At 64.6% G+C, this 16,984-nt stretch carries 16 protein-coding genes; 2 read left to right on the top strand and 14 right to left on the bottom strand.

From position 1 onward, the window contains the following. Nucleotides 1-59: 59 nt before the first annotated feature. The 9 genes from ACQY4Y_RS22580 to ACQY4Y_RS22540 all read right to left on the bottom strand — a co-directional run bounded on the left by ACQY4Y_RS22580 (nt 60) and on the right by ACQY4Y_RS22540 (nt 9,773). A complete protein-coding gene (locus tag ACQY4Y_RS22580) occupies nt 60-236 on the bottom strand; it encodes a hypothetical protein (RefSeq protein WP_428492819.1) in 177 nt (58 codons plus the stop codon). Then, nucleotides 229-1,221 (bottom strand): ABC transporter ATP-binding protein, encoded by a 993-nt coding sequence (locus tag ACQY4Y_RS22575; RefSeq protein WP_428492818.1) that lies wholly within the window; start codon nt 1,219-1,221, stop codon nt 229-231. Before ACQY4Y_RS22575 ends, ACQY4Y_RS22580 begins: the two co-directional genes overlap by 8 nt. Further along, entirely contained in the window at nt 1,214-2,179 is a 966-nt protein-coding gene (locus ACQY4Y_RS22570) for an ABC transporter ATP-binding protein (RefSeq protein WP_428492817.1), read from the bottom strand. The genes ACQY4Y_RS22575 and ACQY4Y_RS22570 overlap by 8 nt, the downstream gene beginning before the upstream one ends. A gap of 10 nt (nt 2,180-2,189) precedes the next feature. Beyond that, nucleotides 2,190-3,110: an ABC transporter permease gene (locus tag ACQY4Y_RS22565; protein ID WP_428492816.1), complete on the bottom strand. Its 921-nt coding sequence runs from the start codon at nt 3,108-3,110 to the stop codon at nt 2,190-2,192. Next, the gene (locus ACQY4Y_RS22560; RefSeq protein ID WP_428492815.1) at nt 3,110-4,078 is read right to left on the bottom strand and encodes an ABC transporter permease; all 969 of its coding nucleotides are present in this window, start codon (nt 4,076-4,078) and stop codon (nt 3,110-3,112) included. The genes ACQY4Y_RS22565 and ACQY4Y_RS22560 overlap by 1 nt, the downstream gene beginning before the upstream one ends. Before the next feature lie 230 nt (nt 4,079-4,308). After that, on the bottom strand, nt 4,309-5,832 hold the full coding sequence (locus ACQY4Y_RS22555; RefSeq protein WP_428492814.1) for a cation:proton antiporter: 1,524 nt from the start codon (nt 5,830-5,832) through the stop codon (nt 4,309-4,311). Between the two features lie 142 nt (nt 5,833-5,974). Continuing rightward, a complete protein-coding gene (locus ACQY4Y_RS22550) occupies nt 5,975-7,792 on the bottom strand; it encodes a TRAP transporter large permease subunit (protein ID WP_428492813.1) in 1,818 nt (605 codons plus the stop codon). A 14-nt stretch (nt 7,793-7,806) separates the two neighbouring features. Then, nucleotides 7,807-8,814: a TRAP transporter substrate-binding protein gene (locus ACQY4Y_RS22545; protein ID WP_428492812.1), complete on the bottom strand. Its 1,008-nt coding sequence runs from the start codon at nt 8,812-8,814 to the stop codon at nt 7,807-7,809. Between the two features lie 104 nt (nt 8,815-8,918). Then, on the bottom strand, nt 8,919-9,773 hold the full coding sequence (locus ACQY4Y_RS22540) for a LysR substrate-binding domain-containing protein (protein WP_428492811.1): 855 nt from the start codon (nt 9,771-9,773) through the stop codon (nt 8,919-8,921). Between the two features lie 91 nt (nt 9,774-9,864). Between ACQY4Y_RS22540 and ACQY4Y_RS22535 the strand changes: the two genes are divergently transcribed. Then, entirely contained in the window at nt 9,865-10,365 is a 501-nt protein-coding gene (locus tag ACQY4Y_RS22535) for a DinB family protein (RefSeq protein WP_428492810.1), read from the top strand. Nucleotides 10,366-10,379: 14 nt separating this feature from the next. Here ACQY4Y_RS22535 and ACQY4Y_RS22530 read toward each other — a convergent pair whose 3' ends face one another. Genes ACQY4Y_RS22530 through ACQY4Y_RS22520 form a run of 3 tightly spaced genes read right to left on the bottom strand, consistent with a single transcriptional unit; the run spans nt 10,380 to nt 12,229 of the window. Continuing rightward, nucleotides 10,380-11,144 (bottom strand): TerC family protein, encoded by a 765-nt coding sequence (locus ACQY4Y_RS22530; RefSeq protein ID WP_428492809.1) that lies wholly within the window; start codon nt 11,142-11,144, stop codon nt 10,380-10,382. A 33-nt stretch (nt 11,145-11,177) separates the two neighbouring features. After that, the gene (locus ACQY4Y_RS22525; protein ID WP_428492808.1) at nt 11,178-11,897 is read right to left on the bottom strand and encodes a Bax inhibitor-1/YccA family protein; all 720 of its coding nucleotides are present in this window, start codon (nt 11,895-11,897) and stop codon (nt 11,178-11,180) included. Continuing rightward, a complete protein-coding gene (locus ACQY4Y_RS22520; protein ID WP_428492807.1) occupies nt 11,894-12,229 on the bottom strand; it encodes a hypothetical protein in 336 nt (111 codons plus the stop codon). Before ACQY4Y_RS22520 ends, ACQY4Y_RS22525 begins: the two co-directional genes overlap by 4 nt. Before the next feature lie 377 nt (nt 12,230-12,606). On the opposite strand from ACQY4Y_RS22520, the gene ACQY4Y_RS22515 reads away from it, so the two are divergent. Further along, nucleotides 12,607-14,697, top strand: coding sequence for an acetate--CoA ligase family protein (locus ACQY4Y_RS22515; RefSeq protein ID WP_428492806.1), 2,091 nt, complete (start codon nt 12,607-12,609; stop codon nt 14,695-14,697). Between the two features lie 75 nt (nt 14,698-14,772). Here the strand turns inward: ACQY4Y_RS22515 and rsmA are convergent, their stop codons facing one another. Together rsmA and ACQY4Y_RS22505 are read right to left on the bottom strand one after the other, a co-directional pair. After that, nucleotides 14,773-15,594 carry a 16S rRNA (adenine(1518)-N(6)/adenine(1519)-N(6))-dimethyltransferase RsmA gene (gene rsmA / locus ACQY4Y_RS22510; protein ID WP_428492805.1) on the bottom strand — a complete coding sequence of 274 codons (822 nt, stop codon included), beginning with the start codon at nt 15,592-15,594 and terminating at the stop codon, nt 14,773-14,775. 17 nt (nt 15,595-15,611) lie between these two features. After that, on the bottom strand, nt 15,612-16,982 hold the full coding sequence (locus ACQY4Y_RS22505) for a peptidylprolyl isomerase (RefSeq protein ID WP_428492804.1): 1,371 nt from the start codon (nt 16,980-16,982) through the stop codon (nt 15,612-15,614). Nucleotides 16,983-16,984 lie beyond the last annotated feature (2 nt).

Raw genomic sequence — 16,984 nt, 5'->3', positions numbered from 1 at the left:
CGCCCGGCCGGCTGAGTCACGCCCCGATAGGTCCGACTCGACGCGATGAACCCCGAGGTTCAGTGCGTTGCGGTAATCGGCGCGCAATTGGTGCGCCCGGACGCGACGCAATCCTGGATCGCCGCGGAGTGGCGCAACTGCTGGACCACGAACAGCACGCCGACGATCAGGGCCAGCAGCAAAGCCAGCCCGACCGCGGCACGCCGCGGTGATCGGCCGTCATGGTCGTCAGCCATCGCGACCTTCCTCGACGGCATGGCAGGCGACCTCGACGCCATCGGCGGCAACGTGCGTCGGCTTTTCCTCCCGGCAGCGCTTGTTCGCCAGCGGGCAGCGCGGATGGAACGAACAACCGGGCGGCGGCGCGATCGGGCTGGGAAGCTCGCCGCCCACCGGGGTTCGCGCGCGTCCGACCTGCTCCAGATCGGGAATCGCATCCAGCAGAAGCCTGGTGTAGGGGTGGCGGGGGCGGCGGAAGATCGCCTCGGCCGGACCTTGTTCGACGATGCGGCCTAGATACATCACGCCCAGGCGGTCTGCCATATGTCGTACCACCGCCAGGTTGTGGCTGATGAACAGATAGGTCAGGCCGAGCCGCTGCTGCAGGTCGCGCATCAGGTTGAGGATCTGCGCCTGGACCGAGACATCCAGAGCGCTTGTGGGCTCATCGCAGACCAGGAAGTCCGGCTCGCTGGCCAGTGCGCGGGCGATGGAGATGCGTTGGCGCTGGCCGCCGGAGAATTCGTGCGGGTATTTCAGTCCATCGCGCACCGCGAGCCCGACATTGGCGAGCAGCGCCCCGACCCGGCCTTGCACCTCATTCGGCCGGGTTGCCAGGTGGAAGGCGCGGATCGGTTCGGCGACGATATCGCTGACCCGCCATCTGGGATTGAGTGACGCATAGGGGTCCTGAAAGATCATATTCATCCGCCGGCGCATCGCCGGCTGGGCACGGGCCGAGGATAAAGCTTGGTTCTCGAACAGGATATCGCCATCGCTGGGTTGATAAAGGCCGACGGCGAGGCGGGCGATGGTGGATTTGCCGCAGCCGGATTCACCGACCAGCGCAAAGGTTGATCCGGAGGCGATCAGAAACGAAACGTCGTCCACGGCGCGCAGCCGTCGCCGCGGCTCGCGGGTGAACAGCCGTTGTAGGAACGGGCGAGAGACGTCGAAGAAATGGGAGACCGCGATGGCCTCGAGGGTTGCCGGTTCAGCCATCGGCATGCAGCCAGCAGGCGGCCTGCGTCGGGCCGGCGTCCAGCAGCTCGGGTTGTTGCGCGCGGCAACGGTCGAACACCCGCGGGCAGCGTGGATGGAAGCGGCAGCCTGATGGGATGGCGTCGAGCCGGGGCATGGCGCCGTCGATCTGGCGCAGGCGGGTCACCCGGTGCTCGAGCGAGGGGATGCTGGCCATCAAACCGTCGGTGTAAGGATGCGCCGGGTGGCGGATGACGGCGCCGACCGGGCCGATCTCGGCGATGCGGCCGGCATACATGACGGCGACGCGGTCGGCGGTCTCGGCGATGACGCCCATGTCGTGGGTGATCAGCATCACCGCGGTGCCGTGGTCGCGCGTCAGGTCCTTCAGCAGGGAGATGATCTGCGCCTGGATCGAAACGTCCAGCGCGGTGGTGGGTTCGTCGGCGACGATCAGTGCCGGTTCGGCGCAAAGTGCCAATGCGATCACCACGCGTTGGCGCTGGCCGCCGGAGAACTGGTGCGGGTAGGCGTCGATGCGCTGGGCGGCGGCGGGGATGCCGACGCGGTCGAGCCAGCCCACGGCCTGGCGGCGGGCGTCGGCGTCGGACAGCCGCATGTGGGTCTGCATCGTCTCGGTCAACTGGCGGCCGATGGTGTAGAGCGGGTTCAACGTGGTCAGCGGGTCCTGGAAGATCATGCCGATGCGCCGACCGCGGATCTGGCGCAATGGTTCGGCGGCCAGATTGTCGATCCGGCTGCCGTCCAGCCTGATCTCACCCGCGGCGATGCGGCCGGGGCGTTCCAGAAGGCCGACGATGGCGGCCCCGGTCAGCGATTTGCCGGCACCGGACTCGCCGACCACTCCAAGGATTTCGCCAGTCTCGATGGCGAAGGAAACCCGGTCGAGCGCGCGCAGCACGCCGTGACGGGTGGGGAATTCGACGATCAGGTCGCGGACCTCGAGCAGCGGTGTCATCGCGGATGCATCATCTCAACCTGGGATTCAGCGCATCGCGCAGCCAATCGCCGAGCAGGTTGATTGCCAGCACCATCAGAATAAGGGCAATGCCGGGGAACACGCTCACCCACCACTGACCGGAGAAAAGAAAGTCGTTGCCGAACCGTATAAGGGTGCCGAGCGAGGGTTGCGTGGACGGTAGCCCGACGCCGAGGAACGACAGGGTGGCCTCGGCGATGACCGCCTGGCCCAGACCTAGCGTTGCGATCACCATGACGGGGCCGATCACGTTGGGCAGCACGTGGTTGAGCATGATGCGCCAGGATGGAACGCCGATCACCCTCGCGGCCATGACGTAGTCCTTGTTGCGCTCGACCAATGTGGACCCGCGCACGGTGCGGGCGAAATTGGGCCACAGGCTGATGCCGATGGCGAAGATGATGACGTAGATCTGCAGGGCCTCGCGCATGGTGCCGGGAAGTGCCGCGGTGATAACACCATCGACCAGCAACGCAGTCAGGATCGAGGGGAACGTCAGTTGCACGTCGGCGATGCGCATCAGCAGAGCGTCGCTGACGCCGCCGAGGTAGCCGGCGAGCAGGCCAACGCCGACGCCGACGACAATGGCGAACAGGGTGGACAGGACGCCTACCACCAAGCTGATCCGCATGCCGTACATGATCGCCGACAGCACGTCGCGGCCCTGGTTGTCAGTGCCCAGGATGTTGGACCAGTCGGCGTCCGGCATGCCGACCGGCGGCTTGAAGCTGTCCATCAGCGACAGCGAGGCGACATCCATCGGGTCATGCGGGGCGAGCAGCGGCGCGAACAGCGCGGCGACGATCAGGATCAGCGCGATCAGGGCCGACACCAGAGCCACCGGCGAGGTGCGAAAGCTGTAGCCCATGTCGCTGTTCCAGGCCCTGGAGACGAGCGAAGGATCGGCCATCAGCGGCGTATCCTGAGGCGTGGATCGACGGCGTAGTACAGCAGGTCGACCACCAGGTTGATCAGCACGAACACCAGCCCGATCAGCATCAGGTAGGCGGACATCACCGGAATGTCGGCGACCGCGACGGATTGGACCAGCAGCAGGCCCATACCGGGCCATTGAAACACCGTTTCGGTGACCAGCGAGAACGCCACGATGCCGCCGAATTGCAGGCCGATGATGGTGATGACCGGGACCAGCGTATTCTTCAGCGCATGGCCGAAATTGATGGTTCGGTTGGTCAGCCCGCGGGCTCGGGCGAACTTGATGTAGTCGGTGCGGAGAACTTCCAGCATCTCGGCGCGCACCAGGCGCATGATCAGGGTCATCTGGAACAGACCCAGGGTGACGGCGGGCAGGATCAGCGAGCGGATGCCGGCCCACGACGTCAACCCGGTGGACCACCAGCCGATCTGCACCACTGGCCCACGGCCGAAGCTGGGCAGCCAGCCGAGTGCGACGGAGAAGATCAGGATCAGCAGGATGCCAAGCAAGAAAGTCGGCAGCGAGACGCCGACCAGGCTGCTGACCATGAACACCCGCGACAGCAGCGTGTTACGGTGGATGCCGGTGTAGACACCCATCGGCACCCCGATCGCGAATGCCAGCACCGAGGCGGTGATCGCCAGTTCCAGCGTCGCCGGCAGACGCTCCTTGATCAGCAGGCTGACCGGCTGCGCCAAGCGGTAGCTGATGCCGAAATCGCCATGCAGCGAGAGCCACAGGAAATGGCCGTATTGCACGAAGAACGGCTGATCGAGGCCGAGCTGCTTGATCAGCGCCAGCCGCTGCGCCTCGGTGTGGTCCTGGCCGAGCAGAATGTTCACCGGATCGCCGATGTAGTTGAACAGGGCGAAGGCGATGAAGCCGACGACCAGCAGGACAGGGATAGCCTGAAGCAGCCGGGAACCGATGAAACCAAACATGGGAGCGGCCAATAAGGCGGATCGACGCGGCTTTGCCAAGGGGGGATTTGCGGCGATTTAGGGCGGCAGATTGGTCAGACATCCGGGTCCATGGTGGTCATGGGCCATCAGGGGGGCTAAGGCTGGCCGATCCAGCTTTGCAGCCCCGGATCGCTGCGCGGTTGCTCGAATGGCAGGGGTCGAACGGACGCGCGTTCGATCGACTCCCTCGGCAGCGGTTCGCTCGGTCGTCAGGCGCGGGTCGCGACCGCCAGATCCGCCAAATCCAATTCTTCCTCGATCCGGTGAAACGCCGCGTCACCGATCAGGCCATCGCGCCGCATTGCATGCAGACGTTGCCTTTTTGCAACCAAAGCCTTGGCCCTGAGCGCTTTCTCCGGGAATCTCGGACGTCCATCACCTTCGTGCGCCGACGCGCCAATCTCGCGTTCCAACTCCAGTTCGGACCGCAGAGCCTGGACGCTGTCAACCGTTTCGGCGCGAAGGGCAATGAGCGCTGCTTCCGCGGTAGCGACACGGGCCTCCCGCACTTCCCGGTTGACCGGATCATCATCGGTCAAGCGAAGCATGAGTACCAGTGGCCGGAGCGTCAGTCCCTGGATCAGCAACGTGCCGAGGGTGACGGTGAATGCCGCGAACAGTAGCATTCCGCGATCTGGAAAGTTGTGCGGCAGGGCGAGCGCGGTCGCGACCGTCACGAGGCCGCGTGTGCCGGCCCAGCCGATAAGCAAGCCGGTCCGCCAGTCGGGCAACGGACCATCGGACAAACTTGACACCCCGCGACGCCTGATTCGCCGCCCGCTCCAGAGCGCCGCCACCACGGTCCAGCCGATCCTGACAAATATCACAGTCAGCAGCACCGACGCGCCGAGGACCGCCCACTGGCCCAGATTGCCGCGGGGCGCGGCGGCAATCACCGGGCCAAGTTCGAGCCCGATCAGTAGGAATGCTAGCACGTTGAGCACGACCACCGCGGTATCCCATACCGCATAGGATGGGATGCGCAGGTGAGCGGGATGGTGGGCCGGAGCGGTGCGGGCAAGCGTCATCGCATAGACAACGATAGTGAGGATCGGTGATAGCCCGACCCGTTCCGCAATGACCCAGACACCGAAGGTGCTGACGAACTGAAGTATGATTGAAGACGGCGCATCATCGATCCGACGGATGATGCGTCCGACGAGCCAGGCGAGCGCTGGACCGGCCACGACACTGCCGACCAGCGAAAGCAGGAAGGCAGGGGCGATGACCTCCGCGCCGATACTGCCGTTAGCAAGCACTGCGCCGACCGCGAGACGATAGATCAGAAGTGTCGAGGCATCGTTAAGCAGCGCTTCACCTTCCAGGATCACCGCCACGCGGTGTGGAAGTTTCACGTCCCTCAGCACCGTCGTAGCCGCCACCGCGTCGGGCGGAGCAACGATTGCGCCGATGGTCACGGCGGCCGCCCAAGGAATGGTCGGCACCAGCAGGTGCACGACCACGGCAACAGCTCCCGTCGTCAATCCCACCGCGATCAGGGCCAGACTGAACACCGGTACCCAATTACGCTTCAGATCGCGAAGCGAGGTGTCGTAGGCAGCGTCCAGCAAAACAGGGGCGACAAACAGCGTCAGCACAAGCGCTGGATCGAGATGCAGGTTGACATCGATCGGGGCAATGGCAACGGCCGCGCCGGCAAGCGCGAGCAGGACCGGATAGGGCAGGCGGGATCGCCGCGAAACGCCTAGCAACATCACCGCCGCTGTCAGCATCACGAGTATCGTTTCAAAGCCGAGCATGAGAACCCCGTCGACGTTGATCGTGCGCGGAGGATGGCGCACCAGCCTATGAGTTTGCTGGCGGGCACGACGGGCCTGCGCGGCCTTCAGGGCACACGCTTTCGGATCGAAATGCCTAGGGCAGAAACCCAGTCGAAATCCAGGGCACTGCCGCGACGACGATCAGCGCCACGACCAGCACCCCCATATACGGCCAGATCCGGCCAAAAGCCTCGTCGCTGGAGACCTTGCCGATCAGGCAGGTCTGGTAGAAGCCCACGCCGAAGGGCGGTGAGAACAGCCCGATGCCCATCGCGAAAATCGCTACGATCGCGTATTGCACCAGGTGGATCCCAAGCTGCTGGGCGATCGGGAACAGCAGCGGCCCGAACAGCACCATCGCCGGCAGACCCTCCAGCACGCTGCCCAGCACGACGAACAGCAGCATCGAAACCGCCATGAAGCCGTATTTGCCGCCCGGCAAACCGGTCATCATATCCGCCAGCGTTTGCGCGAAGCCGGCCTGGGTCAGCGACCAGGCCATCGCGCTCGCGGTGCCGATGATCAGCAGGATGGCACCGGACAAGGCCGCCGTCTCGACCAGGATCGGCACCAGCCGGCGCCAATCGAAGCAGCGATACACCGCGATGCCGACGACGATGGCATAGACCACGCCAACCGTCGCCACCTCGGTCGCCGTGGTGATGCCGGCGAGCACCGCGTAGCGGATCACGAAGGGCAGGATCAACGCCGGAACCGCGACTACGAACAGGCGTCCCACCGTTGCCGCCCCGACGCGCCCCGCGCTGGGGCGCTCATGCCGGGTGCGGAAGAACACCAGCGCCGCCAGCCCAATCGCGGCGAATGCCGCCGGCAACAACCCCCCAGTGAACAGCGCCGAGATCGATACCCCGGTCACCGCGCCCACGATGATCAGCACGAGGCTGGGTGGGATCGTCTCCGACATCGCCGCCGAGGCGGCAAGCTGCGCCACCAGTTCGCCGGGCGCCGATCCGCGACGGCGCATCTCGGGCAGCAGCACAGGGGCCACCGCTGCCTGATCCGCCGCCTTCGACCCGGAAATGCCCGAGATCAGATACATCGCGACGATGAGCACATAGGACAGTCCGCCGCGCCGGTGACCCACCAGCGCCGCCAGGAAATCGACCATGGCCCTGGCGATGCCGGTCATTTCCAGCAGCAGACCCAGCACTACGAACATCGGCACCGCCAGCAGCTCGATCGAGGACATCCCCTGGTCCATCTGGCCGAGCACGACAGCCAGCGGAATGGTGGTGGTGAAATAGATGTAGCCGAAGGTGGCGATGCCGAAGCTGAAGGCGATCGGCACGCCGATGAAGATGCAGATGCCGACGATGCCGATGAAGAAAATCAGCAGATCGGCGTTGCCGAGATCGTCGAACTCCGGCTCCAGGCTCCACAGCACCAGACCGATTGCGATGCCGATGCCCAGCACCAGGACAAGTTCACTCCAGGTCGTGCCTCGGAATAGCTGGCGAATGGCGACGTAGAACAGCAGAGCCAGCGCCACGAGCTGCCCGCCGATCTCCCACGAGCCGGGGATTTGCATGACCGGCGTCAGGATCGCTTGCTGCTGAACGGCGTAGGAAATGCCGGGGACGACCAGCCCGACCGCTACTACCGCGACGATCAGCGCCGCCAGACGCCGGGCGAAGCGCTGCCCGCGGACACCGATCCGGCCCACGATCACGGTCATGCGCATGTGCTCGCCGCGGCTGAGCGCGATCACCGCACCCAGGCTGACCAACCATAGGAACAGGATCCCCGCGAGTTCCTCGACCCAGACCAGCGGGCTGTTCAACAGGTAGCGCCAGACAACGCCGGCAAACAGGATTGCGATCTCGACGACAACCAGGATCGCGGCGACGCCTTGCGTTGACAGGTCGATCAACCGGTCAAGCCGCCGTAGCATCGCGCTGGCCGGGTTCAGGCGGTCAATCCGGTCGCCTTCTCAAGCGCGGCCCAAAGTGCCGGGCTGAACTTGGCTTTCCAGGTCTTGTAAAATCCGGATTTGACCAAAGCGGATTGAAACAGCGCCTTGTCGGGGGTGGCAAATTCCATACCCTGCTGCTTCAGCTTCGCCTCCAGCGTGCCGTCCAGCTTCTGGTTGGCGGCGCGCTGCTGTTGGGCCTGCGCGTCGAACGTGTCCTCGACGATCTTGCGGTAGTTCGCCGGTATGGTGTTCCAGAACATGCCGTTCGCCAGCAGCCAATAGCCCACCCACATATGGTCGGTCAGCGAACAGTATTTCTGCACCTGGTAGAATTTCTGGGTCTCGATATTGCCGAGCGGGTTTTCCTGGCCGTCCACGACGTGGGTTTGCAGGGCGGTGTAGAGCTCGGACACGTTGATGGTGGCCGGGGCAGCGCCGAGGTCCTGGAACAGCGACAAGGAGATCGGGCTGGGCGGGACGCGGATCTTGAAGCCGTGCAGATCCTCGGGCGTGTTGATCTGCTTTGTGCTGGCGGTGATCTGACGGAAGCCTTCGTCCCAGATGCGATGCATCGGGATCAGGCCGGTCTTGGCGATATCGGCGCGGACGATGTCGCCGACGGCACCATCCAGCGTGTTCCAGGCCATTTCGGGCGATTTGAACGCAAAGCCGATATTGTCGATCGCGGCACTTGGCACCAGGGTGGCCAGGATGTTGTCACCGATCGCCATCATTTGCATGGCGCCGGAACGCAAGTTGGACAGCATGTGGGTATCGTCACCCAGTTGGCTATTCGGGAAGATCTTCACGTCCACCGCGCCGTCGGTCGCGTCCTTGATTTTCTTGGCTGCCTCCGTGGCGTTGACGGTGGTCGGGTGGTCGGTGGACAGATCCAGGCCGAAGCGGATGACATAGTGGCTCGCCGCGGTGGCGGGACGGATCGCCAAACCGCCGGAGGCGACCGCCGCGCCGGTCAGAAATTGCTTGCGGGTCATCAGCATGGGTTGATCCTCCGGGTGCGGCGACCGATGATGGCCGCTTCAAGGCAACGACAATCACGACACGCGATAGGCGTCAACGGGACCAATCGAACTTGCTGGCGTCGCTAGCGACCCGCCTCGCTGATCAGCCAGTCACGGAATTGCCGTAGCTGGCGGATCCGCAGCCGGTCGGGCAGGGCGACGAACCAGTGGCCCTCGGGGGTAGCGATCGGCGGGTTGGGGGCGATTTCGGCGAGGATTCCGCCGGCCAGCATGTCGGCGACCAGGTTGCGATCGACCACCGCGGCGCCGATCCCGGCGGTGGCCGCCTGCACCGCCAGGGCTCGGGTCTCGAATGTCAGGGTCGGCGCGGTATTGCGCCAGCCCAGGGCGGCGGCGATGGTCGGCCAGTCCGCGTCGCGGGTGCGGGCGGCGAGGCGGGGCAGATCTTGCGGCTGGGCTTGGGCTTGCAGCATGCGCGGGTTGCTGACGACGACCGGGCGGTCGCGGAATAACAGTGTTGCCTCCAGATCCGGCCAGTTGCCTTGGCCCCAGCGGATTGCGCATTCGAACGGTTCGGTGGACAGGTCGACTGGTCGCATGCCGGCACTCAGCAGCAGGCGAGTGTCCTGGTAGCGAGACTGGAAGCCGGTCAACCGGGGAACCAGCCAGAGCGTGAGAAAACTCGACAGCGCTGAAATGCGGACATCGCCGGCCTGGTGTCCGGCCTCGGTGATCGCGGCATCAATGCTGTCGAAGGCCGCGACCAGGCGAAGGCCAAGCCGTTCACCGGTTTCAGTGAGCCGGGTGTGCGCGCCGCGGCTGATGAACAGAGTTATCGCCAATGTCTGCTCCAACTGGTGCAGCAGGTGGGACACCGCGGAAGGGGTCACGTTGAGCGCGTGCGACGCGCCCGCAAGGGTTCCGGTGCGGGCTGTCTCGGCGAACGCGCGCAAGGCACGCAGGGACGGGGACGACATGAGAAATCCTCATGCTGCTGGTTCGCCTTCTCACTACCTGTTGTCGGTTGTTTGCGCCAGGATCGCATCTCCTTGGAAAGCGGAGCGATGGATGTTGAAAGCCTATTTCGATCAGTTCGCGGTCTATAACCGCTGGGCCAACCGGCGGGTTTACGACGACGCGGCAACGCTGCCGGACGAGGTACGCAAACGTGGCGCCGGACTGTTCTTCGGCAGCCTGCACGGGACGCTGAACCATATGCTGGTGGCGGATTACATCTGGATGCGGCGCTTCACCGATGACGGCCCGCGACCGGAGCGCCTGAACCAGATTTTGTATGAGGATTTCTCCGAACTGCGGGCGGCGCGGCAAGCCGAGGACGAGCGGATCATCGGGTTTGTGACCGGGCTGGGGGAGTATGACCGGGAGATCACCTACCAGAATTCGACGGGAAACACGTTCCGGCAGGCGCTTGGGCCGGCGCTGGCGCATTTTTTCAATCACCAGGCGCATCATCGCGGCCAGTTGCATGCCGGGCTGACAATCGCTGGAATACGCGAGCCGGCTTCGCTGGATCTGTTGGTACTGCAGCGCTCCGGAAATGGCGCGTAAATCTGTTGCATGATTCAGGCATCTAGAATGCTCGGCGCCCTTGGCTTCTGCTGCATGAAACGCCGTTTCATCCGCCGACGTTTCGCCGACAGCAGATTAAGCGCCTCGACCATGATGGAGAATCCCATCGCGGCGTAGACATAGCCACGCGGCACATGGAATCCGAGGCCGTCAGCCATCAGCATCGTGCCAATCAGCAACAGGAACGACAGCGCCAGCATCTTCACCGAGGCGTGCCGATCGATGAACGACGACAACGGGTTCGATGCAGCCAGCATCAACATCATGGCGACAACGATAGCTGCGACCATGACCCAGATTTCGTTGGCGATGCCGACCGCGGTGATGATGCTGTCGAGCGAGAAGACGATATCGAACAGCACGATCTGGACGATGGTGGCGACGAAGCCTGGCTGACGGCCCGCGGCCGGTTCGTGCTCGTCCTCACCTTCGACACGCAGGTGGATCTCCCGCGTGCCTTTGAACATCAGGAAGCCGCCGCCGCCGAGCAGAACCAGGTCGCGCCAGGAGAAATTCCAATCCCCTAAAGAAACGACCGGCTCGGTAAGGTGAACGATGAAGGCGATCGACCCAAGCAGCGCAAGTCGAGTTCCTAGTGCCAAGGCAAGGCCGATGGTGCGGGCCTTGCCTTGGCGCTCCGGCGGCAGCCGCCCGGCCAGTAACGCGATGAAGACAAGGTTGTCGACGCCCAAGACGATCTCGAGCGCCGACAGGGTGATGAAACTTGCCCAGATGTCGGGGTCCATCAGCCAATCCATGACAGTCAGCCGCGACGTTCCCGGACCTGCCGATCAGCGGGCACGGCGATCGCCGGACAGGTTCAGCAGCATGACGAACAGGTTGATGGCGTCGAGGTACAATGTCAGCGCTCCCATTAGCGCGGTTTTCGCCAAGTCGCCCATGCCGCCGGCGTAGTAAAGCTGCTTGATGCGCTGCGTGTCGTACGCGGTCAGCCCGGTGAAAACCAGCACGCCGATAATCGAGGTGACGAAGTGCAGCATGCTGGATGCGACGAAGATATTCACCACGCTCGCCAGGACGATGCCGATCAGGCCCATGAACAGGAATGACCCGAGGCGCGACAGGTCTCTACCTGTCGAGTATCCGTAAAGACTCATCGCGGCGAACGTCCCGGCGCTGATGAAGAAGACGCGAGCGATGCTGGTCCCGGTATAGGCCAGCAGGATGCCGGCAAGCGATAGCCCCACCAGGCCCGAATAGGCCCAGAATACCGCTTGCGCGGTGGCGAAGCTCATGCGGTCGATGCGTAAACTCAGAAACAGCACCGCGGCCAGTGGGGCCAGCATGACCAGCCAGATCAGCGGAGTTCCTGCGATCTGCTGGTAGAAGCCGGTGGCGGTGGCGAGGTAGGCGACCAATCCGGTCAGGCCGACGCCGGCGGCCATATAGTTGTAGACCGACAGCATGTAGCGGCGCAGCCCGGCGTCGATGGCCGGCCCGCCAATTCCAGCAGGGCCGGTCGCTCGGCTGGTGTAGGCGTCGATATTCATCGGACTTCCTTTCTATCGGGAGTTGGGCGCAAAGCGCCCATCCAGTGAGGTCGGCGGCGCTCGATCCATTCCAGGACGCGATCGGTGACGCGTCGTAACATCGGAACGTCATCGGCCAGCAGCACAATGCCAAGCGGCAACATCCATAGGCCGAGGATCGGCAGGATGCTGAAGATGCTGCCGATGATCAGCAGCACGCCGGCCGGGATTCGCAGCCATTTTGCCGATGGCCGGCGCAACCAGCGAACCACGTGCTGAAATCGTTCCGGCAGGCGCCGGATCAGCAGGTCCAGGCGGCGTTCCCGCTCCTGGTCCCGTTCAGCGTCACTCATCATGGCTTGATCTTGGATACGAACAGGCAATGCCACGGCTCCTTGTTGCAGGGACCGTGTCGCGCCGACTGTGATGGGTTGGTTGATCGGGGGGGTTGGCGAGATCATCGGGCCCACGGATCAACCGCTTCCACCACACCAACGTGGAACACGGCGATCCGACATCACGAGGTTGGACAACACCATGTTGTCGTCCTCGTCAGAGGGGCCCGGATCTATTGAGCCACGAATTGGAGTATCGGCCGGGATTTTCAAGTCTGGTGCGCGCGCGTTTTGCTCCCGGGCGCCTTGCTGTTGCGATAGGATGACGCTGGGTCCACGATGAATGGGCGGCAAGGTAACGCCGCGCCACAGAAACTGGGGAACCGTTCATCATCATGTCTCGATTTGCCGCGCTGACGCCGCTTCTGGCGCCTCGTTCCGTTGCCGTCCTTGGCGCATCCTCGGATCCGACGCGCATTGGCGGGCGGCCGATCGCCTATATGCGGGCACAGGATTTTCCTGGCGCGCTGTATCCGGTCAATCCAAACCGGTCGGAAATCCAGGGACTGAAGGCCTATCCGTCGGTGGCCGACCTGCCCGAGACACCGGATGTGGCGATCGTTGCGGTGCCGGCTGAACTGGCCGCTGGCGCGATCGACGACCTTGCGAAGCGCGGCACCAAAGCCGTGGTAATGTTCACCGCCGGCTTTGCCGAGATGGATGATGCCGGGGCGGCTGCCCAGGCCAAGATGGTGGCGACGGCACGGGCGGCGGGGATGCGTATTCTCGGGCCGAACTGTCTGGGCGTGTTCGACGCCAGGCAATCGTACTATGCAACGTTTTCGTCGTCCTTCGACAGCGGATGGCCGGTGCTGGGACGGATCGGCATTGCCAGTCAGTCCGGCGCCTATGGCACGCATCTCTACACGCTGGCCCGCAACCGCGGCATCGGCGCCTCGCTTTGCGTAATGACCGGTAACGAGGGCGACGTCACGGTTGGCGAATGTATCGGTTGGCTGGCGGAAAACCCCGAAGTCGATGTGATCGCGGTCTATGCCGAGGGCATCCGCGAAGCGCCCGGACTGATCGCCGCCCTGGAAGCCGCCCATGCGGCGAAGAAACCAGTCGTGATGCAGAAGGTCGGGCGCAGCGAATTGGGGACCAAGGCGGCGAAGTCGCACACCGCTTCGATCGCCGGCGATGATGCCGTCACCGAGGCGGTGATGGCGGAATTTGGAGTATTCCGCGCACGTAACAGCGAGGAGATGCTGGACATTGCCCACACCGCGACGCGCAAAATCTATCCGGTGGGGAATACCCTCGGCGTGATTACGGTTTCCGGTGGCGCAGGTGTGCTGATCAGCGATGTCGCCGAGAGTCTTGGCCTGGCGATGCCGGAAATGCCAGCCGAGGCACAGCGGAAGTTGCGTTCACTGGTGCCGTTCTGCGCGCCTCGGAACCCAGTGGACGCCACCGCGCAGGTTTCGAATGACGTGACGTTGGTCAAGACCTTTACCGAGTCGATGGTGCGGGAAGGCGGCTATAGTTCGGTGCTGGGGTTCTTCAGCATGACCGCCTCGTCGCGTCGCTGGCCGCAGATCCGCGAGCAGCTGAACCTGGTGCGGGTGGAGAACCCTGGCCGGTTGTATGTGCTGTCTGTCATCGTGCCGCCGGAACGACGCGATGAGTTGGAGGCCGATGGCTGGGTGGTACACGAGGACCCGACGCGGGCCGTCACTGCGATCGATGCGATGGGTCGTTACGGTGCCGCGTTTGCCGGCAAGCCCCGCAACGCGGCGCCGGCGATAGGACCGGTCACCCTGCCGGCTCTGACACCATCGGAAGCCGAGGCCAAGCGATTGCTCGGCAGCGCCTGCATCGCCTCGGCTCCGGAGGCTCCGTGCGCGACCGCGGACGAAGCGGTTTCGGCTGCGGAGCGTTTCGGCTTTCCGGTGGTGATGAAAATCCTTTCGCCCGACATCATGCACAAATCGGAAATCGGTGGTGTGCTGCTGGACCTGGCTGACGCGCAGGCGGTGCGTGCCGGCCACGCGGTGCTGCTGCAGCGAGCCAAGGCGTCGGCGCCCACCGCGAGGATCGAGGGCGTGCTGGTGGCGAAACAGTTGCAAGGCGGCGTCGAGTGCATCCTGGGTATTCACCGCGATCCGGTGTTCGGGCCGATGGCGATGTTCGGCCTGGGCGGAATCTTCGTCGAAATACTGAAGGATGTCGTTTTCCGCCGCTGCCCGTTCGGCACCGACGTGGCGGAGACGATGATCCGCTCGATCAAGGGCGCACCGTTGCTGCTGGGCGCGCGCGGGCGCCAGCCAGCCGATGTGAAGGCGCTGGCCGAGATGCTCTCGCGGCTGTCGGGGTTCGCTGTCGCTGCCGGCGATCGATTGCAATCGATCGATCTGAATCCGGTTTTCGCGATGCCGGAAGGGCAGGGCGCGTTTGCCGCCGACGCGGTGATCGAGATCGGCTAACCGCAAGTGCCAAGTCGGTAAGAGCGCCTCCGCCTCCGCCCTGGCCGGCACCGACGACCACGCAACCATTTTCCGTCAGCGCTGGCCGGCGGTCAGCCCGACCAGCCGATCGAACTCGGCCAGCGAAAGCGTCTCGGCGCGCCGCTCGGGCGCAATGCCAGCCCGCGCCAGCAGCGCTTCTCCACCAAGCGCGCGCAACGATCCGCGCAGCATCTTGCGGCGCTGCCCGAAAGCGGCGGCGGTCAGCGACTCCATGGCGGCAAAGCGGCCGGGGTCCGGCTGCGTCGGGCGCGGCGTCAGGCTAACCACCGCCGAGGCGACCTTCGGCGGCGGGGTGAAAGCCTCGGACGGCAGCCGCATGACGATGCGAGCCTCGCAGGTCCACTGCGTCAGCACAGACAGCCGCCCGTAGGCGGCGGTGCCTACGGCCGCGCAAATCCGCTCCGCCACTTCCTGCTGGAACATCAGGGTCAGCCGCTCGAACGAAGCGGCGCGACGCAGCCAGCGGATAAGCAGCGGCGAGGCGATGTTGTAGGGCAGGTTGGCGATCACCTGGCGCGGCGAAGCAACCAGGGATGCGGCCTCGATCGCCATCGCATCACCCTCGATCACACGCAACCGGGGACCGGTGGCCGCCGCCAGTTCGCACAGCGCGCCGATCGCGCGCCGGTCCAGTTCGATCGCGGTGATGCTGGCGGCGGCGGACGCCAACAGGGATCGGGTCAGTCCGCCCGGCCCGGGCCCGACCTCGATCACATGACGGCCCGCCAGATCACCGGCGTGGCGTACGATGCGGTCGGTCAGATTGGCATCGAGCAGAAAATGCTGGCCCAGTGAATGCCGGGCGGCAAGGCCGTGACGGGCGATCACCTCGCGCAACGGCGGCAGGTGAGCCAACAGTGGTGAAACTCGGCTCAGACCGGGTGATCACGCTCGTCGATCGTCGCCTTGCGACGCAGGTCGCGCATGGTCTGGCGCGACAGCATCTCGATCCGCTCCTGGATCAGGCGGTGCCGGATTTCCTCTGGCGTGATGGCGCCGAGGTTTTTCTGCTCGCGGGTGCAGACCGTGATCACCGCGATGCCGTCGCGTGAAATCAGCGGTTCGGTGGGTTTGCCCAGCGGAATGGTCTCCAGCAGCTTGCGGAACGCCGGGGGATTGACGCCTTCGACCCGAACCTCACCCGGATCGGCCGGATGGTTGGGTGAGTTGTTGGCCTTCGCCGCCGCGTCCATCTGGTCGCAGCTCTTCACCGTGGCACCGAGGGAGCGCGCCTTGTTCAGCGCCTGGCGCTGCTGCTCAGTTGGGTTCTGCGGATCGGTCAGTGGCGTGGTGAAGGCCATGAAGGCCTGGCGCAGGGTCACCATGGTCGCCATCTCGTTGCCGATTTCCCGTTTCGCCTGCAACATGACAACGGAAAATCCACCCGGCACGCGGACCGGATTGCTGATCGCGCCGACCGGCATCTGGGTGACGATGCGGGCGACGGCGGGGTCAAGCTGGTTAGTCTGCACCCAGCCGAGTTCACCACCCTCCAACGCCGACTCGGCCTGGCTGAACTGGGCCGCCACCACGGAAAACGCCGCCCCCTTATGAAGTTCTGAGATCACCGTCTCGGCGAAACGCTGCGCGTCGGCGCTATTGGCCGGATCATCGACCGGAATGAAGATCTCGGCCACCTGATATTCCGGCCGTCCGACTTGCTGGGCCGCTAGTTTCTGTTGTTCGGTCACGTCGGCCTCGGTCACGTCGAGCCGTTCCGAGACGATCTGACGCAGCATTTGCGACCAGGCAAGCTGGGCGCGGATCTGGTCGATCAGGGTGCGCGCGCTGACCCCGTCGGAGGCCAGCTTCGCCCGCAGCGCGCCGGGCTGCATGTTGTTGCGGGACTCGATGTCCTTGATCGCGGCGGCGATTTGGGCGTCCTGGATGACGATCTTGCGCCGCTGGGCTTCCTGCACGCGCAGTCGCTCGTCGATCAGTTGGCGCAGGATCTGCGGTCGCAACCGGTCGATCACGTCCGGTGACAGCCCCATTCCGGTGGACAGCGCAAACAGTCGGGCACGATTGGAGATATCGGCCTCGCTGATGACGTCGCCGTTGACCACGGCGGCGATCCGGCTGGTATCCGCCATCTTCTGGTCGGTCGGCGAACTGGCGGCCGAAGGGTTCGGTTTCACCGCTTTCGCCGGCGCCGCACCCAGCGCGCCGGTCGAGCAAGCCATCAGCAGCGCGAGCGCGCCCGGAACAGCCAGGGGGATGTGGCCGCGGCGAAGGGTCGGCATGT

It is taken from the genome of Rhodopila sp., assembly GCF_965277165.1.
GTDB lineage: Bacteria > Pseudomonadota > Alphaproteobacteria > Acetobacterales > Acetobacteraceae > Rhodopila.
The sequence above is the reverse complement of the archived record's forward strand: the minus strand, read 5'-3'. Positions and strand labels throughout refer to the sequence as shown.

Coding starts and splice junctions, on each gene's coding strand:
- ACQY4Y_RS22580 (WP_428492819.1), bottom strand. CDS start 236: ATGGCTGACGACCATGACGGCCGATCACCGCGGCGTGCCGCGGTCGGG.
- ACQY4Y_RS22575 (WP_428492818.1), bottom strand. CDS start 1,221: ATGGCTGAACCGGCAACCCTCGAGGCCATCGCGGTCTCCCATTTCTTC.
- ACQY4Y_RS22570 (WP_428492817.1), bottom strand. CDS start 2,179: ATGACACCGCTGCTCGAGGTCCGCGACCTGATCGTCGAATTCCCCACC.
- ACQY4Y_RS22565 (WP_428492816.1), bottom strand. CDS start 3,110: ATGGCCGATCCTTCGCTCGTCTCCAGGGCCTGGAACAGCGACATGGGC.
- ACQY4Y_RS22560 (WP_428492815.1), bottom strand. CDS start 4,078: ATGTTTGGTTTCATCGGTTCCCGGCTGCTTCAGGCTATCCCTGTCCTG.
- ACQY4Y_RS22555 (WP_428492814.1), bottom strand. CDS start 5,832: ATGCTGACAGCGGCGGTGATGTTGCTAGGCGTTTCGCGGCGATCCCGC.
- ACQY4Y_RS22550 (WP_428492813.1), bottom strand. CDS start 7,792: ATGCTACGGCGGCTTGACCGGTTGATCGACCTGTCAACGCAAGGCGTC.
- ACQY4Y_RS22545 (WP_428492812.1), bottom strand. CDS start 8,814: ATGCTGATGACCCGCAAGCAATTTCTGACCGGCGCGGCGGTCGCCTCC.
- ACQY4Y_RS22540 (WP_428492811.1), bottom strand. CDS start 9,773: ATGTCGTCCCCGTCCCTGCGTGCCTTGCGCGCGTTCGCCGAGACAGCC.
- ACQY4Y_RS22535 (WP_428492810.1), top strand. CDS start 9,865: ATGTTGAAAGCCTATTTCGATCAGTTCGCGGTCTATAACCGCTGGGCC.
- ACQY4Y_RS22530 (WP_428492809.1), bottom strand. CDS start 11,144: ATGGATTGGCTGATGGACCCCGACATCTGGGCAAGTTTCATCACCCTG.
- ACQY4Y_RS22525 (WP_428492808.1), bottom strand. CDS start 11,897: ATGAATATCGACGCCTACACCAGCCGAGCGACCGGCCCTGCTGGAATT.
- ACQY4Y_RS22520 (WP_428492807.1), bottom strand. CDS start 12,229: ATGAGTGACGCTGAACGGGACCAGGAGCGGGAACGCCGCCTGGACCTG.
- ACQY4Y_RS22515 (WP_428492806.1), top strand. CDS start 12,607: ATGTCTCGATTTGCCGCGCTGACGCCGCTTCTGGCGCCTCGTTCCGTT.
- ACQY4Y_RS22505 (WP_428492804.1), bottom strand. CDS start 16,982: ATGCCGACCCTTCGCCGCGGCCACATCCCCCTGGCTGTTCCGGGCGCG.